Origin of the sequence: Streptomyces sp. CA-210063 (assembly GCF_024612015.1) — a bacterium.
Lineage (GTDB): Bacteria > Actinomycetota > Actinomycetes > Streptomycetales > Streptomycetaceae > Streptomyces.
In genome coordinates this window covers 367,378-389,740 of the sequence record NZ_CP102512.1, presented here as the reverse complement: position 1 = coordinate 389,740, position 22,363 = coordinate 367,378, and the positions used below count along the sequence as shown (strand labels likewise).

Sequence of the window (22,363 nt, the reverse complement as noted above, 5' to 3'; positions counted from 1 at the left end):
GGAAGATCTGGGCACTGAGCCGCGAGGAGGCGCCATGGTGGGTGACAGGCACACCGGTGACAGGTACTTCGAGCCACAGGTGGAGACCATGCCCCGCGAGCTGCTGCGGGCGCAGCAGGAGGAGAAGGTCCTGGAGCTGGTGGGGTACGCCTACGCCAACTCCGCCTTCTATCGCGAACTCTGGGACGAGCACGGCGTCCACCCGCGCGACATCCGCTCGCTGGAGGACTTCCGGGCACGGATCCCCTTCATGACCAAGGACATGGTGCGCGCCCACCGGGCCCGCACCGGCGACCCCTTCGGCGGTCTGCTCTGTGTCCCCGTCGAGGAGCTGACCTCGGTCTCCTCCAGTTCGGGCACCACCGGCGACCCGGAGTTCTTCGCCGAGATCTGGCAGGACGCGCCGCCCCTGGTCACCGCCCAGGTGCGGGACCTGTGGGAGCTGGGCCTGAGGCCGGGGGACCGGGTCCTCAGCCCGCCCGGCACATTCCGCAACCTCATGGACGCGGGCTTCCAGGCACTCGGCGCCGTGGTCATCGAGGTGGACACCTGGATGGGGAACATGGCCGAGGTCGTCGAGGCCCTGCGCACCTACCGGCCGGCCTACCTCCAGATGATGTATCCGCAGATCGTGGAGCTGGAGCACCTGGCCGAGAAGACGGACCTGAAGGAGGCCTTCTCCTCCCTCAAGGGCGCCTCCTGCGCCGGACAGCCCCTCAGCCGGAAGATGCGCGCCCGGGTCCGCGACGACTGGGGCATCGACATCTACGAGTACACCAGCGCCGCCGACACCGGCACCGCCTGGGAGTGCCGTGAGCACGACGGCTTCCACCTCTGGGAGGACACCGTCTTCGCCGAGTGCGTCGACATCGACGACCAGGGTGCCTGGCAGGACGTCCCGGCGAGCGACCTCGGCGAACTGGTCGCCACCGACCTGGACAACCGGGCCGCGCCGCTGATCCGTTACCGCAGCGAGGACCTGGTCCGCATGGCCCGCGACGGCTGCGGCTGCGGCCGTACCCACGCCCGGATGTGGGTGGCCGGACGGCGGGGCGACGAGACCCTGGTCCACGGGCGCTCGGTGGTCCTGCGGGACATCTGGCAGGCCGTGGAGGACCAGCCCGAGACGGTCGCCGGCGTCTTCCAGATCGTCCGGGACGGTCGCGAGGTGGACGAACTGCGGCTCCGGGTCGGCTACGACCCCCATCTCACCGAGGACGTGGACGCCCTGGCCGGGCGGCTCGGCGAGGCCGTGCAGGAGCGGACCGGAGTGAAGCCGGTGCTCGACATGCGCACCGAGGAGGACCTGTTGAAGACCATGACCAGCGTCGCCAAGTTCCCCCGGGTGGTGAAGAGCTGATGCGCGCCGACACCCTCGCCCGGGCCAGGACCCTCGACCGGCCCGACCTCGCCTACCTCGTGCGCTTCCCCAGCGCCGACGGCATGCGGGACATGGATCTGACCCGGGCGGAGCTCGCCCGCGACACCGACTGGGTCGCCGAGCGGCTGCGAGCGCACGGACTCGCCGCCGGGCAACGGGCGTTGCTGACCGCCTCCGGCTTCGAGGGCTTCTGGGGGCACTCGGTGATCGGCGCCCTGCGCGCGCTCAACGTCCCGTACGGCATCGCCGAGGCGATGGGCTGGGACCACCGCCGCACCTCGGTCTTCCACCGTGAACTCACCCCGCACGCGGTGATCGGCCTGTCGGAACAGACCCTGGAGGGACTCGCCGGGACGGCCGACCTCGGTGAGATGTTCCGGCCGACACGGGTCGTGCTGGCCCGGCCCTCCGCCATCCCGGTGCTGCGCGCGGTGGGCGTGTCCGCCTGTGTGATCTCGGCCGTGGGACCGGCGCTCGCGCTGGAGTGCCCCGAGCGGACCGGCGCGCACATCAACGCCGCCGCATGGCGGATCGGCGAACGCGACGGGCGGCTCACCGTGGCGGCGGGCGAGGAGCGCACCTCGCCGCTGGCCGAGACCCCGCTCGCTGTCGCGGGCCGCGTCGTCACCGGCCGGTGCGCCTGCGGCAGCGAGGACCCTCGGGTCCTGCTCGCCCAGGCCAACTGAACATCATCACAAAGGAGTCGAGGATGTCCGAAGCAGTTGTCGACGGCCGGGTCGTGGTCGTCACGGGCGCCGGCAACGGCATCGGCCGGGCCCACGCCCTGGCGTTCGCCGCGCACGGGGCGAAGGTCGTGGTCAACGACCTGGGCGGTGCGCGCGACGGGGCGGGGGCCTCGGCCGGACCCGCCCAGGCCGTGGTGGACGAGATCGTCGCGGCCGGCGGCGAGGCCGTGGCCAACACGGACGACATCTCCACCTGGGACGGCGCAGGCCGGCTCGTCGGCCAGGCCGTGGAGACCTACGGCCGCCTGGACGTCCTGGTCAACAACGCCGGCATCCTGCGCGACCGGATGATCGTGTCGATGACCGAACGGGACTGGGACAGCGTCGTCGCCGTCCATCTCAAGGGCAGCTTCGCCACCCTCCACCACGCGGCGGCGTACTGGCGTGAGCGCGCCAAGGCCGGTCACGACAACGACGCCCGGGTGATCAACACCACCTCGCCCTCCGGCATCTTCGGCAACCCCGGCCAGTCCAACTACGGCTCGGCCAAGGCCGGTATCGCGAGCCTCACCGTCATCGCCGCCGCCGAACTGGCCCGCTACGGCGTGACGGTGAACGCCATCGCGCCGACCGCGCTCACCCGGCTGACCGAGGACATCGACATGATGAAGCGGGCCGCCGAGGCCCAGGACCTCACCCCCGAGGCCATCTCGCCCCTCGTGGTCTGGCTCGGCTCGGCCGCCTCGCGCGAGGTCACCGGCCGTGTCTTCGGCGTCATGGGCAACCGGATCACCGTCCTGGAGGGCTGGGTCAACGGCCCCGGCGCGAGCGCGGAGTCCCGGTGGACACCGCAGGAGCTGTCCTCGGTCGTTCCCAACCTGGTGGCCAAGGCGGCTCCGAACGCCGACGCGCTGGGCGAGCGGAAGGGCGCGTGAGATGACGCTCAATCAGAAGCCGGTCGCGGAGGGCCTGTTCACCTGGCCGCCCGACGCCACCGCACCGCCCCGGCTCATCGGCTCCGAGTGCGTGGCCTGCGGCCTGATCAGCTTCCCCGCCGCCGCGGACTGCGTGCGGTGCGCGAGCCAGGAGTCCAGGCAACGGCTGCTGTCGGACCGCGGGACGCTGTGGACGTACACGACCCAGAACTTCCGCCCGCCGTCCCCGCCGTACGACGGGCCCGACGCCTTCGAGCCCTACGCGGTCGGCTACATCGAGCTGCCGGGTGAGCTGCTGGTCGAGGCCCGTCTCACCGAACCCGACCCGGAGAAGCTCAAGGTCGGGCAGGACATGCGGCTGACGCTGGTGCCGTACGCCGTGCGGGACGACGGCACCGAGGTCGTCACGTTCGCGTTCACGCCCATGGAGAAGGAGGGGTCATGACCGAGGCCGTCATCATCGGTGCGGGGCTCCACCCCTTCGGGAGGTTCCCCGGGAAGCCCGCGCTGGACATGGGCGCGGACGCGGTCCGGTTGGCGCTCGCCGACGCGGGTGTGACCTGGCCGCAGATCCAGGGCGGTTACATCGGCAGCTATGAAGTCGCCAACCCGGACGCGATCGTCGGGCGCCTGGGACTGACCGGGGTTCCGCTGCGTGGCGTGTTCAACGGCTGTGCCACGGCCGGTACGGCCATCGCGCTGGCCGCCCGCGCCATCGAGACCGGCGAGCACGACCTGACCATCGCCATCGGCCTCGACAAGCACCCGCGCGGCGCGTTCGCCGCCGACCCGTCCGTGGCCGGCATCCCCTCCTGGTACGGACAGACCGGGCTCTTCCTCACCACCCACTTCTTCGGCATGAAGATCAACCGCTATATGCACGACCACGGCATCTCCCACGAGACGCTCGCCCGCGTGGCGTCGAAGAACTTCCGCAACGCGGCCGGGAACGACAAGGCCTGGCGCCGCACCCCGCTCACCCCGGAGGAGGTTCTCGCCTCCCCGGTCCTCAACTACCCCCTGCGCCAGTTCATGTACTGCGGCCCGAACGAGGGCGCCGCGGCGCTGATCCTGTGCCGTGCCGACCAGGCCCACAAGTACACCGGGAAGCCCGTACGGGTCCGTTCCACCGCCCTGCGCAGCCGCAGGCTCGGCGCGTTCGAGGTGCAGAGCCCGTCCTTCCCCGTCGGGGAGCCGGTGGCGAGCCCGACCGTGGACGCCTCCCTGGCGGCCTACGAGAGCGCGGGCATCGGCCCCGAGGACGTCGACGTCGCCCAGCTCCAGGACACGGACGCCGGGTCGGAGATCATCCACATGGCCGAGAACGGCCTCTGCAAGGACGGCGAACAGGAACGCCTCATCGCCGAGGGCGTCACCGAGATCGGCGGCCGGCTCCCGGTCAACACCGACGGCGGACTGCTCGGCAACGGCGAACCGATCGGCGCGTCCGGACTGCGCCAGATCCACGAGATCGTCCTCCAGCTGCGCGGCACGGCGGGCGACCGCCAGATCCCCGGCACACCCCGCGTCGGCTACACCCACCTGTACGGCGCGCCGGGCGCGTCGGCGGTGACGATCCTCTCGACCTGACCGACTTCTGCGACCTGACAGCGGAGCGCACGCGATGGAACCCGACGACATGCAGGACTTCGCCGCCGAGGCCCGCCGTTTCCTCGACGCCCACGCGGCGAAGGCCCCCGACCGCACCGCCGTCACCTGGGGCGAGGGCGACGACTCGATGGCGTACTTCAGCAGCCTCCCGCCCGAGGAGGAGGCGGAGCAGGTGCGGCGGGCCCGCGAGTGGCAGCGGATCCGCCACGGACACGGCTTCGGCTGGATCACCGGCCCGCCCGAGTACGGCGGCCGGGGCCTGACCGCCGTCCACGACCTGCTCTACGACGCCGTCGAGTCCGAGTACGACGTCCCCGACACCGGCGTGCTCGGTGTCGTCGGCCTCGGCATGATCGGACCGACGATCCTCGCCCACGCCCAGCCGCACATCAAGGACCGCTGGCTGCCCGCGATGTACCGCGGGGACGCCATCGCCTGCCAGCTGTTCAGCGAGCCCGGCGCCGGATCCGACCTGGCGAGCGTGGCGACCCGGGCCGTCCGGGAGGGCGAGGACTGGGTGCTGAACGGGCAGAAGGTGTGGACGTCGGTCGCCCACCACAGCGAGATCGGCCTCGCGCTGACCCGTACGAACCCAGGCGCGCCCAAGCATCGTGGCATCACGGCCTTCCTGGTCCCCATGGACGCCCCCGGCGTCGAGGTCAGGCCGCTGCGCCAGATGACCGGTGGCGCGGACTTCAACGAGGTCTTCCTCACCGACGTACGCGTCCCCGACGACCACCGCCTCGGCGAGGTCGACGGCGGCTGGACGGTCGCCCTGACCACCCTGATGAACGAGCGCAACACGGTCGGCAGCGAGGGCGCGGGACCGGTGGCCGCCGCCCTGTCCCCGGACCACCTCTCGGCGCTCATGCGCGCCACCTGGACCTGGGACGACCGAGCCCTGCGGGGCCGCCTCGCCGAACTCCTCGTGGACGCGATGGCCACCGGCTACCTCAACGACCGCGCCCGACGAACCCTGCGGGCGGGGATCGCCCCCGGCCCCGAGAGGTCCGTCGCCAAGCTGATGTACGGTCAGAACCTCACCCGTGCCGCCCACTTCGTGTCCGAGTGCCTCGGCCCGCGCATCATCGCCGACACCGGCAGGTGGGGTACGTACGCCTGGTCCGAACTCCTCCTGGCCACACCGGCGTTGCGCATCCTCGGCGGCACCGAGGAGATCATGAAGAACATCCTCGCGGAACGCGTCCTCGGCCTGCCCAAGGAGCCGGTGACCACCATGGCCAAGGAGGTGCGGTCATGACCGCCGACGACAGCGAGCTCAAGGAACTCCGCGCGTCTGTACGGGAGTTCATGGAGGCCAAGTCGCCCGAGGAGGCCGTGCGCAAGCTCATGGAGAGCGAGCCGCACTTCGACACCGAGGTGTGGGCACAGGCGGCGGACCAGCTACGGCTGCCGGGCCTGGCCATCCCCGAGGAGTACGGCGGCGACGGCTTCGGCCTCGTCGAACTCGGCGTGGTCCTGGAGGAGATGGGGCGCGCCCTGTTCTGCGCGCCCTTCTTCGCGACCGTCCTCCTGGCCGCCCAGGCCCTGCTGGCCTCGGGCGACAAGGAAGCCTGCGCCCGTCATCTGCCCGGCATCGCCGCCGGACGCACCACGGCCACCCTCGCCGTCGCCGAGGACAACGGTTCCTGGGACCCCGCGCTGATCACCGTGCGTGCCCTGCCGGACGGGAACGGCGGGTGGCGGCTGAAGGGCCGCAAGTGTTTCGTCATCGACGGCACGACGGCGGACCTGGTCCTTGTCGTCGCCCGCACCGTCGCCGGTCCGTCACTGTTCGCCGTCGACCGGTCGGCGACGGGACTCTCCGCCGAGCCGCTGGAGACCCTCGACGCCACGCGGGCCATGGCCCGGCTGACCTTCGACTCCGTGTCCGCGACCCTCGTCGGCGCGGACGGGGCGGGCGGGCGGATCATGGCCAGGGTGCTGGACATCGCCTCGGTCGGACTCGCCGCCGAGCAGGCGGGCGGAGCGCGCCGGTGCCTGGAGACGAGCGCCGAGTACGCCCGTGTCCGGCACCAGTTCGGCCGGCCGATCGGCTCCTTCCAGGCGGTCAAGCACAAGTGCGCGGACATGCTCGTCCAGGTGGAACTGGCCGAGGCCTCCGCACGGGAGGCGGCCCGGCTGGCCACCGAGGACGCGCCGGACTTCCCCGTCGCCGCCGCCGTGGCCCACGCCTGCTGCTCACGGGCGTACATGGTCGCGGCCATGGAGAACATCCACGTCCACGGCGGCATCGGCTTCACCTGGGAGCACCCGGCCCATCTGTACTTCCGCCGGGCCAAGTCCTCCCAACTGCTCTTCGGCGGACCGGCGGTGTACCACGAGCGCCTGCTGGACCGGCTCGGCATCTGAGCACCGCACGACGAAGGCCCCGGATCGCTCCGGGGCCTTCGTGTGTGTCGCCGGTCGGCGCGCTCGCCGCCGGTCAGCCGCGCGCGGCCTCGCCCAGCAACGCCTTGGCGATGATGACCTGCTGGACCTGGCTGGTGCCCTCGTAGATGCGGAACAGCCGGGCGTCGCGGTAGAAGCGCTCGACGGCGACGCCGCGCATATAGCCCGCGCCGCCGTGCACCTGCACCGCGCGGTCCGCGACCCGCCACACCATCTCGCTGGCGAAGTACTTCGTGCAGGACGGACCGATCTTCGTGTCCTCGCCCGAGTCGAAACGCCGGGCGGCCTCCAGGACGGTGGCACGGCCGGCGTAGTAGTCGGTCATGGAGTCGGCGATCAGACCCTGGACGAGCTGGAAGGAACCGATGAGCTTCCCGGACTGCCGGCGGGTGCTCGCGTACGCGACGGACTCGTCGACCAGACGCTCGGCCATGCCGACCATCAGGGCCGAGATGTGCACCCGCCCGTGCGCGATACAGCCCATCGCGGTGCCGAACCCGCGGTTCAGGCCTTCGTCGCCGCCGACCAGTGCCGAAGCCGGTACGCGAACGTCGTCGAAGTACACATCCGCGGTCCAGGCGCCGAACTGGCCCATCTTGTGGTCCTTGGGGGCCACGGTGAGGCCCGGGGTGCCGGCCGGGACCAGGAAGGTGGAGATGCCCCGGGTGCGCGGGGCGTCCGGGTCGGTGCGGGCGAAGACCATGAAGACGTCGGCGAGCGGGGCGTTGGTGATGTACCGCTTGGCGCCGTTGATCACCCACTCTCCCCCACTCTCGGCTGCGCTCGAGCGGGAGGTGCCCCCATCGTCGAGATGGGCGCGTGTGGTCAGCGTCGACGGGTCGGAGCCGGCCTCCGGCTCGGTGAGCGCGAACGACGCCAGCACCTCGCCCGAGGCGATCCTCGGCAGCCACTCGGCCTTCTGCTCCTCGGTGCCGCCGACCATCAGGACGTGTCCGGCGATGCCGTTGTTGGTGCCGAACATCGAGCGCAGGGACGGGGTCGTATAGCCCAGCTCGAACATCAGCTGGGCCTCCTCGTACATCGACAGTCCCAGCCCGCCGTACTCCTCGGGCAGCGCGAAGCCGAACAGCCCCATCTTCTTCGCCGCCTCGCGGATGTCCGCGGGCATCTCGTCCTTCTCGTCGATCTCCGTTTCGACGGGCACGACGCGTTCGCGGACGAAGCGCCGGACCTCGGACAGCACCGCGCTGAAGTCAGCCGCGTCCATGTCGACTCCCTGATAGTCCCGGTTGCATTTATTGATCGGTTTGTGTGTCGTCCGGCTTCCGCTCCGGCCGGTAGCAGGCCGCCAGCAGGGCAGCGGCGCTCGCCGTGCCGAGCCCCGCGGCCAGCAGCGCGGGGCCCACGCCCCCGCCACCCGGGCGCAGCAGCCCGTCGAGCGAGTACCGGCCGTGGCCCAGCGCGGCGAGCGCGACGGCCGCGCCGCCCACCACACCGGCGTACTCCCAGCCGCCCTTGAAGACGAAGAAGCCCTTGCCCCGGTGGTCGGTCCGCGCGGCCACGGTCATCAGTCCGACGGCCGCGGCGGCGGGGAGCGGGTTCGCCACGCCGAGGGTGAGGGCGGCCCCGGCCGCCATCTCGGTGCCGGCGGCCATGCGGGCGTGCACCTCGGCCGGTTCGAGGCCCAGCGCCTGGAACCAGCCCGTCGTTCCCTCGATCCCGCCCGGCCCGTTGACCTTGTTCCAGCCGTGCACGAAGAGCATCGGGCCGAGCGTCGCGCGCAGCACGAGAGCGGCGGTGTCGTGGCCCCTGGCCACGCGGGCCTTCACTGGCCGACCCCCGTGGCCCGTCCGGCCGGCACGACACCGTACAACTGCGGTACCGCGTCCACGAGTTCGTCGTAGGTAAGGGCCTTGCCGGACTCGCTCGGGTGGACGCCGGCGACGGTCCAGCCCTGGAGCCGGTTCAGCCGGTTGCCCTCGATGCGCAGGACCTGGCCGGTCAGCCATGCCGCGCTGTCGGAGGCCAGGTAGACGACGACGCCGGAGGCGTTGGCGGGATCGCGCGGGTCGAAGCCGTCGGTGGCCCGGAGGGACGCGCCGACGTCCAGCCCGTCCGTCATCCGGGTGGCCGCGATCGGTGAGACGGCGTTCGCGGTGACGCCGTACTTGCGCATCTCCAGGGCGGTGAGCACGGTGAGCCCGGCTATCCCGGCCTTCGCGGCGCCGTAGTTGGACTGCCCCTGGTTGCCGAACAGACCGGTCCCGGACGTCGTGTTGATCACCCGGCCGGCCACACGCTCGCCCCGCTTCGACGCCTCGCGCCAGTACGCGCACGCGTGCCGGGTGAGCGCGAAGGTGCCCTTCAGATGGACCGCGATCACCGAGTCGAACTCGGCCTCCGTCATCGAGAACAGCATCCGGTCGCGCACGATGCCGGCGTTGTTCACGACGATGTCGAGGCGTCCGAACTCCGCGACGGTGTCCGCGACCATGCTCTCGGTCGCCGCCCAGTCCGTCACCGAGCTGTGGTCGGCGACCGCCCGGCCGCCCAGCTTGGTGATCTCGGCGACCACGTCGTCGGCGGGGGAGTCGCCCGTGCTCTCGCCGTGCACGCCCGCGCCGAGGTCGTTCACGACCACGGTCGCGCCGGCCTCGGCGAGTGCCAGACAGTGCGCCCGGCCCAGCCCTCTGCCGCCGCCGGTCACGATGGCGACCTTGTCGTCGAGGATGCCCATGCCCCTACCTTCCAGTCCGGTCGAGTTCGTCGAGTACGTCGTCGGTGTGCTCGCCGAGCGTCGGCGCGCCGGTGCGCGGCTTGTCGTCCACGCCCCAGAAGCTCACCGGCGTCGCCACGGTCCGCAGCGGCGGCGCGTCACCCATGCCGGGCTGCTCGACGAACGCCCCCACCGCCTCGGCCTGCGGATCGGCCGCCACCTCGGCGAGGGTCTGCACGGGCGCCCACCACACGCCCTCGGCGTCGAAGCGTGCCGCCCACTCGGCCAGCGGCCGCTTGGAGAACTCCTCGTCGAAGGCGGCGATCAGTTCGCGTACGTGCCCGCGCCGGGCCTTGCCGGTCGCGAACCGCTCGTCCTGAGCCAGGTCCTCCCGGCCGAGCGCCTTCACCACACCGGGCCAGTGCCGGTTGCCCTCCAGGCCGACGAGCCAGAACCAGCGGTCGTCGGCGGCCCGGTAGGAGTTGTAGAGGGGGGACTCGTGCTCGGTGCGATGGCGGGTACGGCCCCGCTTGCCGAAGAAGTTCTGCAGGGCGAGGTCGTTGCCGTTGGCGTAGGTGCCGGAGCGCAGCAGCGACACGTCCACCACCCCGCCCTCGCCCGTCCGTTCGCGGCGCAGCAGCGCGGCCAGCACGCCCGCCACCAGGTTGGACGCGGCCGTACGGTCGCCGAGGCCGGGCCGGATGCCGGGCGGCGGCTCCCCGGCCGGGTTGAGCATGGCCGCGATGCCGGGCCGGGCCCAGAAGGCGGACACGTCGTACCCGGCCCGGTCGCGCTCGGCGCCGGCCCAGCCGTATCCCGTCAACGTTCCGATGACAAGGCGGGGATGGCGGATCCGCAGCTCGTCCGGTCCCAGGCCCAGCCGCTCCAGGGCGCCGGGACGGAGGTTGGTGACGAACACGTCGGCGCGCTCGAGGAGCCGCGTCAGTACGTCCTTGCCCTCCTCAGAGCGCAGGTCGAGGACGATCCCGCGCTTGCCGCGGTTGTCGGTCTCGAACGGCGGCGCGCTGTCGATGTCCTGGCCGACGTGCCGCAGGGTGTACCGGTTGGGATCCCCGGTCGGCGCCTCCACCTTCACCACGTCCGCGCCCCAGTCGGCGAGCATGGTGGCCGCGGCCGGTGCCGCCACCCACATGCCCAGCTCGACGACGGCAATGCCCTCCAGTGGCCGCACGGCCCACCTCCCAGTTCGTCGGTACGTCCGGTTCAGGGTGCGTTCGGTACGCCGGGCACACGGTTCGTCGGTACGCCCGTGCCCGGTTCGTCGGTACGTCCGCTACACGCCGCGGAAGTCGCCGGGGCGGCGCTCCCGGAAGGCCTTCAGACCCTCGGCCCGGTCCTCGGTCGAGAACAGCACCGAGACGGTCTCGCGCTCGTACGCGATCGCCGCCTCCAGATCCATGCCGAGCCCGTGGCCGATCAGCCGCTTGCCCGCGGCGAGGGCCAGCGGAGCCCCGGCCGCCAGCGTGGCGGCCAGCGCCTCGGCGGCGCTCAACACCTCACCGGGCGCGGCCAGTTCATTGACCAGTCCCAGCGCGTGGGCCCGCTCCGCGTCGATCGGTTCGCCGGTGAGGATCATCTGCTTGGCGATCGCGGGCGGCAGGAGGCGCGGCAGCCGCTGGGTGCCGCCGGCGCCCGGCAGGACGCCCAGCTTCATCTCGGGCAGACCGAGCCGGGCGCCCCGCTCCGCCACCCGTAGGTCGCAGGCGAGCGCCAGCTCCAGACCGCCCCCGAAGGCGAAGCCGTGGACGGCCGCGACGGACGGCTTGGGGAACTCCTCAAGGAGCGCGTACGCCTCGGTCAGACGCCCTACGAAGGCACGGAACTGCCCCGGCGCCGTGAACGACTCGATCTCACCGAGGTCCGCCCCGGCCGAGAAGGCCCGGCCGGCTCCGGCGACGACCAGGGCGCGTACGTCGTCGTTGTCGCGGACGTCGTCGAGGGCCCGCGTCAGCTGCTCCACGGTGTCGGAGCCGACGGCATTGAGCTGCCTGGGCCGGTCCAGCGTCAACACGGCGATTCTGTCGCGGAGTTCGACCCGCAGCACACTGCTCATGGGTGTCACCTCAGACCATCGTGAGGCCGCCGCTGACCGACAGCGTCTGCCCGGTCACATAGGCGGCGTCGTCGGACGCGAGGAAGGCCACCACACCGGCGATCTCGGCGGGCTGGGCGACGCGGCGCAGCGGGATCGCCCGCACGGTCGCGTCGTACATCTTCTGGCTGTACTCGGCGACCTGCCCGAGCAGCGCGGTCTCGGTCGGCCCGGGGCAGACGCTGTTCACGGTGATGTTGTGCCGGGCGACCTCGCGGGCCAGGGCCTTGCCGAAGGCGATGACGCCGCCCTTCGTCGCGGAGTACACGACCTCGCCGGACGAGCCGACCCGGCCGGCGTCCGAGGCGATGTGGACGATCCGGCCGCCGCCGCGCTCGATCATGGAGTCGAGCACGGCCCTGGTCACCGTGATGGTGCCGCGCAGATTGACGGCGATGATCCGGTCCCAGGTCTCCTCGTCGCTGTCGACGAACCGGCCGATGACGTCGACGGCCGCGTTGTTGACCAGGACGTCCACCGGGCCGAGTTCGGCGCGCACGCGTTCCACGGCGGCGCGTACGGCCGTGCTGTCGGAGATGTCCGCGCCGACTCCCGTGGAGCGGACCCCGTACCGCTCGGCGAGGCCGGCCGCCACCTTCCCGGCGGCCTCCGCGTCCACGTCGCAGACGGCGACCGAGGCACCGGCGGCGGCCAGCGCGTCGGCGATCGCCTCACCGATGCCGCGGCCCGCTCCGGTGACGAGTGCCACCCTGTCCCGTACGCTCACGCGCCCTCCCTCGCCCGACTGCCGATACAGCGCTATCGTATAACTACTTCAGCTAAATAAGCGAGATGTGTGATGAGTGGAGTCGAGCATGCGCCGTACGATCTTCACCGAGGAGCACGAGCTGTTCCGCGAGACCGCCCGCACCTACTACCTGCGCGAATGCGCCCCGAACGCCGAGCAGTGGGAGCGGGACGGGCAGGTGAGCCGGGCCGCGTGGGCCGCCGCGGGCAAGGCCGGGCTCATCGGCTGGGAGTTCCCGGAGGAGTACGGCGGTCAGGGGATCCGGGACTTCCGCTACAACGCGATCATGGCGGAGGAGATGGCCGCCACCGGCTCCGTCGGTATCGGGCTCGGGCTGCAGAACGACGTCATCCCGCCCTATCTGATGAACCTCACCACCCCGGAGCAGAAGGCCCGTTGGCTGCCCGGAGTGATCAGCGGCGAGACGATCTGCGCGCTCGCCCTGTCCGAGCCGGCCGCCGGGTCCGACCTCAAGGCCATCCGCACCACCGCCCGCCGGGACGGCGACGAGTGGGTGATCGACGGGTCGAAGACGTTCATCACCAACGGCATCCTGGCCGACCTGGTCATCGTCGCCTGCAAGACCGACCCGGCCGCCGGACACAAGGGCATCAGCCTGATCGCCGTCGAGCGCGGCACCGAGGGTTTCGAGCGCGGGCGCAAGCTCGACAAGGTCGGGATGAAGGCCCAGGACACCGCCGAGCTCTTCTTCCGCGAGGTCCGCGTGCCGGCCGAGAACCTGCTCGGGCAGGAGGGGCGGGGTTTCTATCACATGATGGGCAACCTCCCGACCGAGCGCCTCGCCATCGCCGTCTCCTCCCTGGCGTCCGCCGAGCGGGCCTACGGGCTGGCGCTGGAGTACGCCAAGACCCGTACGGCCTTCGGGCAGCCGATCGGCGCGTTCCAGGCCAACCGGTTCGCCCTCGCCGACATCACGGCCAAGCTGGGCGCAGCCCGGGTCTATGTGGACGGCTGCATCATGGCCCTGGTCGAGGGCGAGTTGACGCCCGAGGAGGCAGCCGCGGCCAAGTACTGGACCTCCGAGACCGGCTGGGAGGTCATCGACCGCTGTATGCAGCTCTTCGGCGGCTACGGCTACGTCAACGAGTACGAGATCGCCCGGATCTGGCGGGACAGCCGGGTGCAGCGGGTGTTCGGCGGGACGTCGGAGATCATGCAGGAGATCATCGGGCGGTCGCTGGGACTGTGAGCCGGACCTTGCCGGTTTCATTGATAACCTTGGCTAAATAGGTTATCTATTTAAGCGAGATGCGGGGGTCGGTGGAATCGGGTTCGAGGAGGCATCCGTGGTCACGGTGGACGTGAAGCTGCACCAGGACAGAGCCGAGCGAGATCTGCCGCGACCGCGGCTGGTGATCGGCGGCAAGAACCTCACCGACACGAGCGGCGGCCTCTACGAGCACCGCAACCCCGCGACCGGTCTGGTCCAGGCGCACATCCCGCTCGCGGGCCCCGCCGAGGTGGACCGTGCCGTGGCCGCCGCCCGCCAGGCCTTCGAGGTGTGGGGCACCATGCGCCCCGCCGAGCGCCGCCGGCTGCTCACCCGCTTCGCCCAGCTGCTCCGCGACCACATCCCCGACTTCGCGGCGATCTGCCCGCTGGAGAACGGTGTCTGCATCGGCGGCTGGGCGGAGAACGTCGGACCGCACGTCGCCGAGTGGACCGAGTACTACGCCGGCTGGGCCGACAAGATCGAGGGCATGGTCGGCGCGGCCTACAGCCCGTACGAGAGCGTCGAGTACACCGTCGCCGAGCCCTACGGCGTCATCGGCCACATCATCACCTGGAACTCGCCCGCGCTGTCGCTGGCGATGAAAGTCCCGCCCTCGCTCGCCGCCGGCAACACCGTGGTCATCAAGCCGGCCGAGTCCACGCCGTTCTCCGCGCTGCTCTTCGCCGACCTGGCTCTCGAGGCCGGCATCCCCGAGGGTGTCATCAACGTCGTCACCGGACTCGGCGACGCCGGATCGGCCCTGGTGACCCACCCCGGCGTCGACAAGATCTCCTTCACCGGCGGGCCCGCCACCGCGCGCCGCATCATGGCCGACGCGGCGCTCAGCCTCAAGCCCGTCGTGTTCGAACTGGGCGGCAAGTCCGCCAACCTGCTCTTCGCCGACACCGACCTCGACACCGTCGTGCCGTACTGCGCGGCCTTCGCCATGAGCAACACCGGCCAGGGCTGCGCACTGCCCACCCGGCTGCTGGTGGAGCGGTCCATCTACGACGAGGTCGTCGCCCGGGTCACCGGCGTCGTGGCCCACCTGCCCGTCGGCGACCCGCTCGACCCGGCCACCTACATCGGCCCCCTCATCAACGAGGCCGCCCGCGACCGCGTCCACGGCGTGATCGACAAGGCGGTCGAGAGCGGCGCGGGCCGGCTGGTGCTCGGCGGCGAACGCATCGACGCCGACGGCTACTTCGTGTCCCCGACCGTCTTCGCCGACGTCGACAACCGCAGCGACCTCGCCCAGCAGGAGATCTTCGGTCCGGTCCTGGCCATCACCCCGTTCGACACGGAGGACGAGGCCGTCGCCCTGGCCAACGACACCGAGTACGGCCTGTCCGCCTACATCCAGTCCCGCGACATCGCCCGCGTCAACCGCCTGGTGCCCCGCCTGAAGGCCGGAACGGTCTACGTCAACCCCGGCCCGAACCCCATCACCTCGCCCGCCACGCCCTTCGGCGGCGTCGGCATCAGCGGGTTCGGCAGGGAAGGCGGCAAGGCCGGGCTGGACGAGTTCATCAGCGTCAAGGGCGTGGGTGTCGGCCGTGTCTGACGATCTCTCACCTTCTGGAGCGAAGAGCATGCACCCAGCCCGCCGCCTGACGTTCGGCGACCTCATCCGTGAACACCGAAGGTCCTTCCCCGACGGCGTCGCCCTCGTCGACGGCGAAGTCCGGCTCACCTGGCCGCAGTTGGACGAGCGCACCAACCGACTCGCCAACGCCCTCGCCCATGCGGGTGTCGGCCCCGGCGACCGCGTCCTGTGGCTGGGCCAGAACTCCTTCCGCATCTGGGAGCTGCTCGGCGCCGCCGCCAAACTCGGGGCCATGGTGTGCCCCGGCTACTGGCGCTGGGCCGCCCCGGAGATGGCGTTCGCGCTGGAGGACTTCGACCCCAAGGTCGTCGTCTGGCAGGACGAGGAGATCGGCGACACCGTCGGCAAGGCCAGGGCCGAACTGGGCGTCGACCACCGGGCGTTGTGGCTGCGTCACGACGCCGAGGGCCCGGAGTCCTACGAAGCCTTCCTCGCCTCCGGCGCGCCCGAGGACCCGGCCGCCGCCTCGGACGACGCGGCCGTCGACCCCGACTCCGCGCTCCTGGTGATCTACACCGCGGCCATCTCCGGACGGCAGTCCGGCTCGATGCTCTCGCACCGCAACCTGCTCGCGATGGGCGCGAGCGCCGCCTGGATGGGCGACATCGGCACCGAGACCGCCTTCCTGGGCGCCGGACCGATGTTCCACATCGGCAACTACCAGTTCTGGGGCGTCCCGGCCTTCGTCCACGGCGGCAAGAACGTGATCGTCCGCCGGGTGGTCGCCGAGGAACTGCTCCCGCTGCTGGCGGCCGAGCAGTGCACCCACGCCTATCTGATGCCGCCGACCATCGCCCAGCTCGTCGCCCTGAACAGCGAGGCCGGGCACGACCTCTCCCACCTCAGGGCGACCGTCGCCGCACCCCTGTGGCAGGGCACGATCCCCACCGACCAGAGCCGCTTCACCCGCAACGGGGGCGGCGAGGGCCGGGGCTACGGGCAGACGGAGGTGACCGGCTTCGCCGTGACCGGCGCCTACGGCGGCACGGGCGCCGGCAACGCGGGACGACCGGGCCCCTTCACCACTGTACGTGTCCTCAACGGCAGCGGTGAGGAGTGCGCCATCGGTGAGGCCGGCGAGATCTGCGTCCGTGGCGACCTCGTGCACCTCGGCTACTGGAACCGCCCGGAGATCAACGAGGAGCGCTTCCGCTTCGGCTGGTGGCACACCACCGACCTCGGCCGCCGCGAGCCCGACGGCACGCTCAGCTTCCTCGGGACGACGACCCGCATGCTGAAGTCGGCCGCCGAGAACATCTTCCCGGCCGAGGTGGAGAACTGCATCGAGTCTCACCCGGCCGTCAAGGAGGCCGCCGTGATCGGCGTCCCCAACGAGCGCTGGGCGCAGGACGTCAAGGCCGTCGTCGTGCTCCGCCCGGACGCCGACGCGGTCACGGCCGAGGACGTCATCGAGCACTGCCGGGCGAGGATCGCCTCGTACAAGAAGCCGAAGACGGTGGAGTTCGTCGACGCCCTGCCGCGCACCAAGGACTACGCCAAGGACTACGAGGCGCTCGACGAGCGCTTCGGTGGGGGCGGCTACCCCGGCGGCGACCAGCTCGGCGCGGGACGGTGACGCGGTGAAGGACGGCCGCCGGCCCGTGGTCGCGGGGGTGTACGCCACCGAGCAGGCGCTGTCCCTCCCGGACCGCGACGCCATGGACCTCGCCCTCGAAGCGGTGCGCGGAGCGATCACGGACGCCGGGCTCACCCCGGCGGACGTCGACGGCGCCCAGGTCGACTGGCCCGGCCCGGGCGGCGTGCCCGGCGAGGGCAGCTCCTGGGCCCGCATGCTCGGCCGGGACCTGCGCTGGACCAGCGATTCCATGCTCGACAACGCGGGCTCGCGGGGCCTGCTGAAGGCGGCGGCGGCCATCCACGCCGGGTTCGCGGACACCGTCGTGGTCGGCGGCTGCAAGCTGGTCGCGCGCGGTGCGGGCCCGGTCGCGGCCGGGGTGCCGCTGGAGTTCGCCGACGTGTGGGGCAGCTATGTCGTCGCCCAGTTCGCGCTGGTGGCCGCGCGGCACATGCACGAGTACGGGACGACCTCCCGCCAGCTCGCGGAGGTCGCCGCGACCATCCGCAACAACGGCACCACCAACCCGGAGGCGATGATGTACGGGCGCGGCCCGTACACCGCCGACGACGTGCTCGCCTCCCGCATGGTGGCCACACCGTTCCACCTGCTGGACTGCTGCATCGTCGGCGAGGGCGGCGCCGCCCTCGTGGTGACCACCGCCGAACGCGCCCGCGACCTGCCGCACCCGCCCGTCGCCGTCCTCGGCGGAGGCATGGAGTACCACCAGGCCGCCTACGCCAACCCGGCCCTGCACCGCGAGGTCGGTCAGCTAGGCCGGGACGCGGCCGAGCGCGCCTACGCCATGGCCGGCGTGAGCCCGCACGACGTGGACGTCTTCTCCCTCTACGACCCCAACTCCTTCGAGATCATCCGGCAGTTGGAGATCCTCGGGCTGTGCGGAGAGGGCGAGGGTGGACCGCTCGCGGCCAGTGGCGCGATCGCCGTCGGCGGCAAGCACCCCGTCAACCCGGACGGCGGCTGTCTGGCGTACGCCTGGAACGGCACCCAGCAGATGACGCTCAAAGTCGTCGAAGCTGTACGGCAGTTGCGCGGAACCGCCGTGCACCAGATCGAGGGCGCGGAGCTGGCGGTCGTCGGCAACGCCGGTTCCGGGGCGCAGCACTACGAGATGAGCGTTCTGGGGAGGACACGATGAGCAGGCCCGTACCCGCCCCCACCCCCCTGACCCGGCCCTTCTGGGACGCGGCCCGGCGCGGCGACCTGGTCGTCCCCCACTGCCCGACCTGCGGCCTGCGCTTCTTCGTCCCCGAGCCCGCCTGCCCGGGGTGCCTGGCACGGGACTGGCGGTATGTGCCCAGCGCGGGCCGGGGCACGGTCTACTCCGTGACCGTGGTGCACCGCGCGCCGGGCCCCGGCTTCGACACGCCGTTCGCGCTCGCCGTGGTCGATCTGGACGACGGCGGCACCCTGCTGTCCCATGTCGACGCGGGCGACCTGGACGGCGTAATCATCGGCCTGCGCGTCCGGGTGGACTTCCGTCCGCTCACCGACGAGATCATGTTGCCGTACTTCGTGCCGGATGCGGGTGACTGAAGGAGATGGACGCCGTGGCGAACACACCGGTACGGGTGCCCAAGATGGCCGAGCTGGTGGCGGCACAGCTGCGCCGCAAGATCGTGCGCGGTGAACTCGCGGAAGGAGACGCGCTGCCCGCCGAGACGGCTCTGATGGCGGAGTTCGCCGTCTCCCGGCCGACGCTGCGCGAGGCGTTCCGGGTGCTGGAGTCGGAGTCCCTGATCAGCGTGCGCCGGGGCGCCCGGGGCGGGGCGCGCGTGCAGACCCCGGAGGGCACGGTGGCCGCCCGCTACGCGGGGGTCGTCCTCGAGTACCGGGGCACGACCCTCAAGGACGTGTACGACGCCCGTACGGTGATCGAGGCGCCGTGCGCCGGACTGCTGGCCGGGCGGCGCACGGACGAGGACCTGGAGCGGCTGCGGGCCGCCGTCGCCGAGGCCGAGGCGCTGATGGACGACCCGTCGGCCTTCATCCGCGCCCACATGGAGTTCCACGCCCTCGTCGTCGAGCTGGCGGGCAACGAGACGCTCGGCGTCCTCAACGGCATGGTCCGGAACATCATCGACCAGGCGAACTGGTCCCATGTCGACCTCGACGCCGGCAGCCCCGAGAACATCCGGGCCAACCGCCGGGGCTTCCGCGCCCACGGCGCGCTCGTCGAGCTGGTGGCCGCGCGGCGGGCCGAGGCCGCCGAGGAGCTGTGGCGCCTCCACCTCCAGGAGGCGGAGGACTATCTGCTGCAGAACAGGTCCATGACCACCGTCCTGGACCTGCTCGGCTGACCTACCGTCAACTTCCGTGCAGCTCCCCGACGATGGGCTCCCACACCGCGGCGTCGATCTCGTACGCGGTGTAGAAGGACACCCGGTCGACGAGCGCCCCGTACCGGCGGCGGATCTCGCCCGCGACCCGGTCCGGCTCGGCCACCACCGCGAAGGTGTGCAGCACCTCGTCGTCGACGAGCCGGCTCATCGCCTCCCACTTGTCCTCGCGGCGGGACGTCGACAACGCGTGCAGTTCGTCGCCGAGTTCCCCCCACCCGTGCAGCTCCAGCACCCCGCGATAGGCGGGAGTGCTGCCGTAGAAGGCGATCTGGGCACGGGTGCCGTCGATCGCGCGGGCCATCTCCTCCTCCGTGCGGCCGGTCGCGGTCAGCAGGAGGTGGGAGACGGAGAAGTCGGCTCGGGTACGGCCGGACTTCGTCAGCCCCGTCTCGACGGTCGGCAGCGTGACCTCCCGCAGATACCGCTCGGTGGTGAAGCCGTGCGCGAGCAGTCCGTCGGCGACCTCGCCGGCCACCCGGGTCATCGCCTCACCCACGGCGGCCACGAACACCTTGGGCGCGCCGCCGGGCGCGGGCGGCGGAGAGAAGAAGGGCGACATCAGGGTGTGCGAGTAGAAGTCGCCGCGGAAGTTCAGCCGCTCGCCCTCGTTCCAGGAGGCCCAGATGGCGCGCAGCGCGCTCACGTACTCCCGCATCCGGGCCGCCGGCCGGCTCCACGGCATGTCGAAACGCCGCTCGATGTGGGGCTTGATCTGGCTGCCCAGGCCGAGCGAGAAACGTCCCCCGGCATAGGTCTGCAAGTCGTGTGCGGTGTAGGCGAGTTGCATGGGGGAGCGGGCGAAGGCGACCGCGATGGCCGTGCCGACTTCCAGGCGGTCGGTGTGCTCCGCCGCCAGCACCAGCGGCAGGAAGGGGTCGTGCTTGGACTCGGACGCCCACAGACCGTCGTAGCCGGCCTTCTCGTGGTGTCTCGCCTCCTCGACCACGCCCGTGGTGCTCCACACATTGAGCTTGCCGTCGACCTTCATGCCGCTCCTTCTTCCGTGTCCGCGTCCGATGTCACTGTGATGGCGTCCAATCCGATGCGCCGCGCGAGCAGTTCCCGGTGGTACGCAGGGTCGCCGAACAGCAGTTGTGATGTCTTGGCCCGCTTCAGATACAGATGGGCCGGGTGCTCCCAGGTGAAGCCGATGCCGCCGTGCACCTGGATGTTCTCCGCCGTCGCCCGCAGACAGGCGTCCGAGCAGAACGCCTTGGCCAGGCTCGCCACGGCGGGCAGCCCCGGGTCCTCGCCCTCGGCGGCGAGCAGCGCGTAGTGCGCGGCGGCGCGTGCCGACTCCACCTCCAGGAGGACGTCGGCGAGAAGATGCTTCACGGCCTGGAACGAGCCGATGGGCCGCCCGAACTGGTGCCGCGTCCTGGCGTACTCCACGGCCATGTCGAGCACCCGGGAGGCCACCCCGACCTGCTCGGCGGCCAGCGCCACCGATGCCCGGTCCAGTACCTCGGCGACCAGGTCCCAGCCGTCGCCGTGCGTCCGCAGCCGGGTCGCCGGTACGTCCTCGTAGTCGAGGCGTGCCTGCCGGCGGGTCGGGTCCATCGTGGGCAGGGGCTCACGGGTCAGCCCGGCCGCGTCGCCGTCCACGCGGAAGACGCCGATGCCGTCGTCGGTACGGGCCACGGTGAGGACGACATCGGCGGTGGCCCCGTCGAGGACGAACGTCTTGTGCCCGGTCAGCAGCCAACTCCCGTTGGTCTCCCGGGCGGTGAGCCGCACTCCCGCCGCGTCCCAGCGGGCGGAGTCCTCGGTCAGGGCCAGCGTCCCGACGAGTTCCCCGGAGGCCAGGCCCGGCAGCAGGGCCTTGCGGGCGTCCTCGTCGGCGCAGCGCAGCAGCGTGGTCGTGGCCAGCACGGCTGAGGACAGGAAGGGCGCGCACAACAGCGCCCGTCCCATCTCCTCCATGACCACGCCCACCTCCACCGGCCCGCACCCGGCGCCGCCGTACTCCTCGGGGACGGCCAGCCCCTGGAGGCCCAGCTCCGAGCCCATCCGGCGCCACAGCGCCCGGTCGAAGCCCGCCGGGGTCTCCATCAGCCGCCGGACCTCGGTCTCGGGCGAGGTGTCCGCGAGGAACGCCCTTACCGTGCGCCGCAGTTCCTCCTGCTCGTCGCTGAAGGCGAAGTCCATGTCTCAGCCCTTCTCGTCGGCCCGGCGCCGGGCGCGCGCTGCGATGATCTTCTCGACGAGGGCGATGTGGTCCGGGGAGTGCATGCTGTCCCGCTCGGCGAGCAGGGCGGGCTCGAGGACGGTGGCGAGCGCCTGCTCCAGATGCAGGTTCACCGCCCGTTTGGTCTCGCGCAGCGCCTGCGCGGGCAGGGCGGCCAGCCGCCCGGCCAGGTCCATGGCCTCGTCCATGAGCTTGTCCTTCGGTACGACGCGGTTGGCGACGCCCAGCCGGACCGCCTCCTCGGCGCTCATCCGGTCGCCGAGGAACAGCAGTTCCTTCGCGCGGGTCAGGCCGACGAGCAGGGGCAGGACCAGCGCGCCACCGTCGCCCGCGACCAGCCCGACCTGGACGTGCGGGTCGGCCACATACGCGTCGTCGGCGATCAGCACGAGGTCGCTCAGCAGGGCCAGGCTGCAACCGAGGCCGACGGCGGGGCCGTTGACCGCCGCGATCACCGGCAGCGGGCAGCGGACCATGCCGGTGATGATCCGCCGTGCCTCGTCGACGTTCTGTTCCCGGAACGCGCTGTCGCGCTGGACGCGGGTCATGATGTCGAAGTTGCCCCCGGCGCTGAACGCCCGGCCGCGCCCGGTGAGCACGACGACCCGTGCCTGAGGGTCGTCGGCGAGCGTGTCCCAGACCGAGGCGAGCCCGGAGTGCAGCTCCTCGCTCATCGCGTTGAGCTGGTCGGGCCGGTTCAGCTCGATGAGCCGGACCGGCCCGTGGGAGGTCACCACCAGATCCGCCATGTCCACATCCACCGCCGCATCCATGAATGAGTAAGTAGAGTTCAATGGTATAACTAATTCAGCTTACTGGGAACGGCTCGCTTG

General features: G+C 71.6%; 22 protein-coding genes. 13 read left to right on the top strand and 9 right to left on the bottom strand.

Features of this window, described 5'->3' with window-relative positions; genetic code table 11:
* The first annotated feature begins 34 nt into the window (after nt 1–34).
* The 7 genes from JIX56_RS01670 to JIX56_RS01640 are packed head-to-tail and all read left to right on the top strand — an operon-like array spanning nt 35 to nt 6,986.
* Nucleotides 35–1,360 (top strand): phenylacetate--CoA ligase family protein, encoded by a 1,326-nt coding sequence (locus tag JIX56_RS01670; RefSeq protein ID WP_257536950.1) that lies wholly within the window; start codon nt 35–37, stop codon nt 1,358–1,360.
* On the top strand, nt 1,360–2,067 hold the full coding sequence (locus JIX56_RS01665; protein WP_257536949.1) for a hypothetical protein: 708 nt from the start codon (nt 1,360–1,362) through the stop codon (nt 2,065–2,067). Before JIX56_RS01670 ends, JIX56_RS01665 begins: the two co-directional genes overlap by 1 nt.
* A gap of 23 nt (nt 2,068–2,090) precedes the next feature.
* Nucleotides 2,091–3,002, top strand: coding sequence for an SDR family oxidoreductase (locus tag JIX56_RS01660; protein WP_257536948.1), 912 nt, complete (start codon nt 2,091–2,093; stop codon nt 3,000–3,002).
* Between the two features lies 1 nt (nt 3,003).
* Nucleotides 3,004–3,447, top strand: coding sequence for a Zn-ribbon domain-containing OB-fold protein (locus JIX56_RS01655; protein ID WP_257536947.1), 444 nt, complete (start codon nt 3,004–3,006; stop codon nt 3,445–3,447).
* Entirely contained in the window at nt 3,444–4,592 is a 1,149-nt protein-coding gene (locus tag JIX56_RS01650; protein ID WP_257536946.1) for a thiolase family protein, read from the top strand. The genes JIX56_RS01655 and JIX56_RS01650 overlap by 4 nt, the downstream gene beginning before the upstream one ends.
* 34 nt (nt 4,593–4,626) lie before the next feature.
* Nucleotides 4,627–5,874 (top strand): acyl-CoA dehydrogenase family protein, encoded by a 1,248-nt coding sequence (locus JIX56_RS01645; protein ID WP_257536945.1) that lies wholly within the window; start codon nt 4,627–4,629, stop codon nt 5,872–5,874.
* Entirely contained in the window at nt 5,871–6,986 is a 1,116-nt protein-coding gene (locus tag JIX56_RS01640; RefSeq protein ID WP_257536944.1) for an acyl-CoA dehydrogenase family protein, read from the top strand. Before JIX56_RS01645 ends, JIX56_RS01640 begins: the two co-directional genes overlap by 4 nt.
* A 73-nt stretch (nt 6,987–7,059) precedes the next feature.
* Here JIX56_RS01640 and JIX56_RS01635 read toward each other — a convergent pair whose 3' ends face one another.
* The 6 genes from JIX56_RS01635 to JIX56_RS01610 all read right to left on the bottom strand — a co-directional run bounded on the left by JIX56_RS01635 (nt 7,060) and on the right by JIX56_RS01610 (nt 12,542).
* Entirely contained in the window at nt 7,060–8,253 is a 1,194-nt protein-coding gene (locus JIX56_RS01635; protein ID WP_257536943.1) for an acyl-CoA dehydrogenase family protein, read from the bottom strand.
* Nucleotides 8,254–8,281: 28 nt separating this feature from the next.
* Nucleotides 8,282–8,803 (bottom strand): DoxX family protein, encoded by a 522-nt coding sequence (locus tag JIX56_RS01630; RefSeq protein ID WP_257536942.1) that lies wholly within the window; start codon nt 8,801–8,803, stop codon nt 8,282–8,284.
* Nucleotides 8,804–8,811: 8 nt separating this feature from the next.
* A complete protein-coding gene (locus JIX56_RS01625) occupies nt 8,812–9,723 on the bottom strand; it encodes an SDR family NAD(P)-dependent oxidoreductase (RefSeq protein ID WP_257536941.1) in 912 nt (303 codons plus the stop codon).
* Nucleotides 9,724–9,727: 4 nt separating this feature from the next.
* On the bottom strand, nt 9,728–10,894 hold the full coding sequence (locus tag JIX56_RS01620) for a CaiB/BaiF CoA transferase family protein (RefSeq protein ID WP_257536940.1): 1,167 nt from the start codon (nt 10,892–10,894) through the stop codon (nt 9,728–9,730).
* Nucleotides 10,895–10,996: 102 nt separating this feature from the next.
* Complete coding sequence (locus JIX56_RS01615) at nt 10,997–11,776, bottom strand: enoyl-CoA hydratase/isomerase family protein (RefSeq protein ID WP_257536939.1); 780 nt, start codon at nt 11,774–11,776, stop codon at nt 10,997–10,999.
* 10 nt (nt 11,777–11,786) lie between these two features.
* A complete protein-coding gene (locus JIX56_RS01610; protein WP_257536938.1) occupies nt 11,787–12,542 on the bottom strand; it encodes an SDR family NAD(P)-dependent oxidoreductase in 756 nt (251 codons plus the stop codon).
* Between the two features lie 88 nt (nt 12,543–12,630).
* Between JIX56_RS01610 and JIX56_RS01605 the strand changes: the two genes are divergently transcribed.
* The 6 genes from JIX56_RS01605 (at nt 12,631) to JIX56_RS01580 (ending at nt 19,300) form a co-directional block, all read left to right on the top strand.
* A complete protein-coding gene (locus tag JIX56_RS01605; protein WP_257536937.1) occupies nt 12,631–13,773 on the top strand; it encodes an acyl-CoA dehydrogenase family protein in 1,143 nt (380 codons plus the stop codon).
* A gap of 97 nt (nt 13,774–13,870) precedes the next feature.
* A complete protein-coding gene (locus JIX56_RS01600; RefSeq protein WP_257536936.1) occupies nt 13,871–15,361 on the top strand; it encodes an aldehyde dehydrogenase family protein in 1,491 nt (496 codons plus the stop codon).
* A 28-nt stretch (nt 15,362–15,389) separates the two neighbouring features.
* Nucleotides 15,390–16,979: an AMP-binding protein gene (locus JIX56_RS01595; protein ID WP_257536935.1), complete on the top strand. Its 1,590-nt coding sequence runs from the start codon at nt 15,390–15,392 to the stop codon at nt 16,977–16,979.
* Entirely contained in the window at nt 16,933–18,138 is a 1,206-nt protein-coding gene (locus JIX56_RS01590) for a thiolase family protein (protein ID WP_257536934.1), read from the top strand. The genes JIX56_RS01595 and JIX56_RS01590 overlap by 47 nt, the downstream gene beginning before the upstream one ends.
* Nucleotides 18,135–18,536, top strand: coding sequence for a Zn-ribbon domain-containing OB-fold protein (locus tag JIX56_RS01585; RefSeq protein WP_257536933.1), 402 nt, complete (start codon nt 18,135–18,137; stop codon nt 18,534–18,536). Before JIX56_RS01590 ends, JIX56_RS01585 begins: the two co-directional genes overlap by 4 nt.
* A 5-nt stretch (nt 18,537–18,541) precedes the next feature.
* The gene (locus tag JIX56_RS01580) at nt 18,542–19,300 is read left to right on the top strand and encodes a FadR/GntR family transcriptional regulator (RefSeq protein ID WP_257536932.1); all 759 of its coding nucleotides are present in this window, start codon (nt 18,542–18,544) and stop codon (nt 19,298–19,300) included.
* A gap of 7 nt (nt 19,301–19,307) precedes the next feature.
* Here the strand turns inward: JIX56_RS01580 and JIX56_RS01575 are convergent, their stop codons facing one another.
* From JIX56_RS01575 to JIX56_RS01565, 3 genes are read right to left on the bottom strand one after another with little or no spacing between them, the layout of a single operon-like run.
* On the bottom strand, nt 19,308–20,330 hold the full coding sequence (locus JIX56_RS01575) for a TIGR03617 family F420-dependent LLM class oxidoreductase (RefSeq protein WP_257536931.1): 1,023 nt from the start codon (nt 20,328–20,330) through the stop codon (nt 19,308–19,310).
* Complete coding sequence (locus JIX56_RS01570; RefSeq protein ID WP_257536930.1) at nt 20,327–21,490, bottom strand: acyl-CoA dehydrogenase family protein; 1,164 nt, start codon at nt 21,488–21,490, stop codon at nt 20,327–20,329. Before JIX56_RS01570 ends, JIX56_RS01575 begins: the two co-directional genes overlap by 4 nt.
* A 3-nt stretch (nt 21,491–21,493) precedes the next feature.
* On the bottom strand, nt 21,494–22,303 hold the full coding sequence (locus JIX56_RS01565) for an enoyl-CoA hydratase/isomerase family protein (protein ID WP_257536929.1): 810 nt from the start codon (nt 22,301–22,303) through the stop codon (nt 21,494–21,496).
* Nucleotides 22,304–22,363 lie beyond the last annotated feature (60 nt).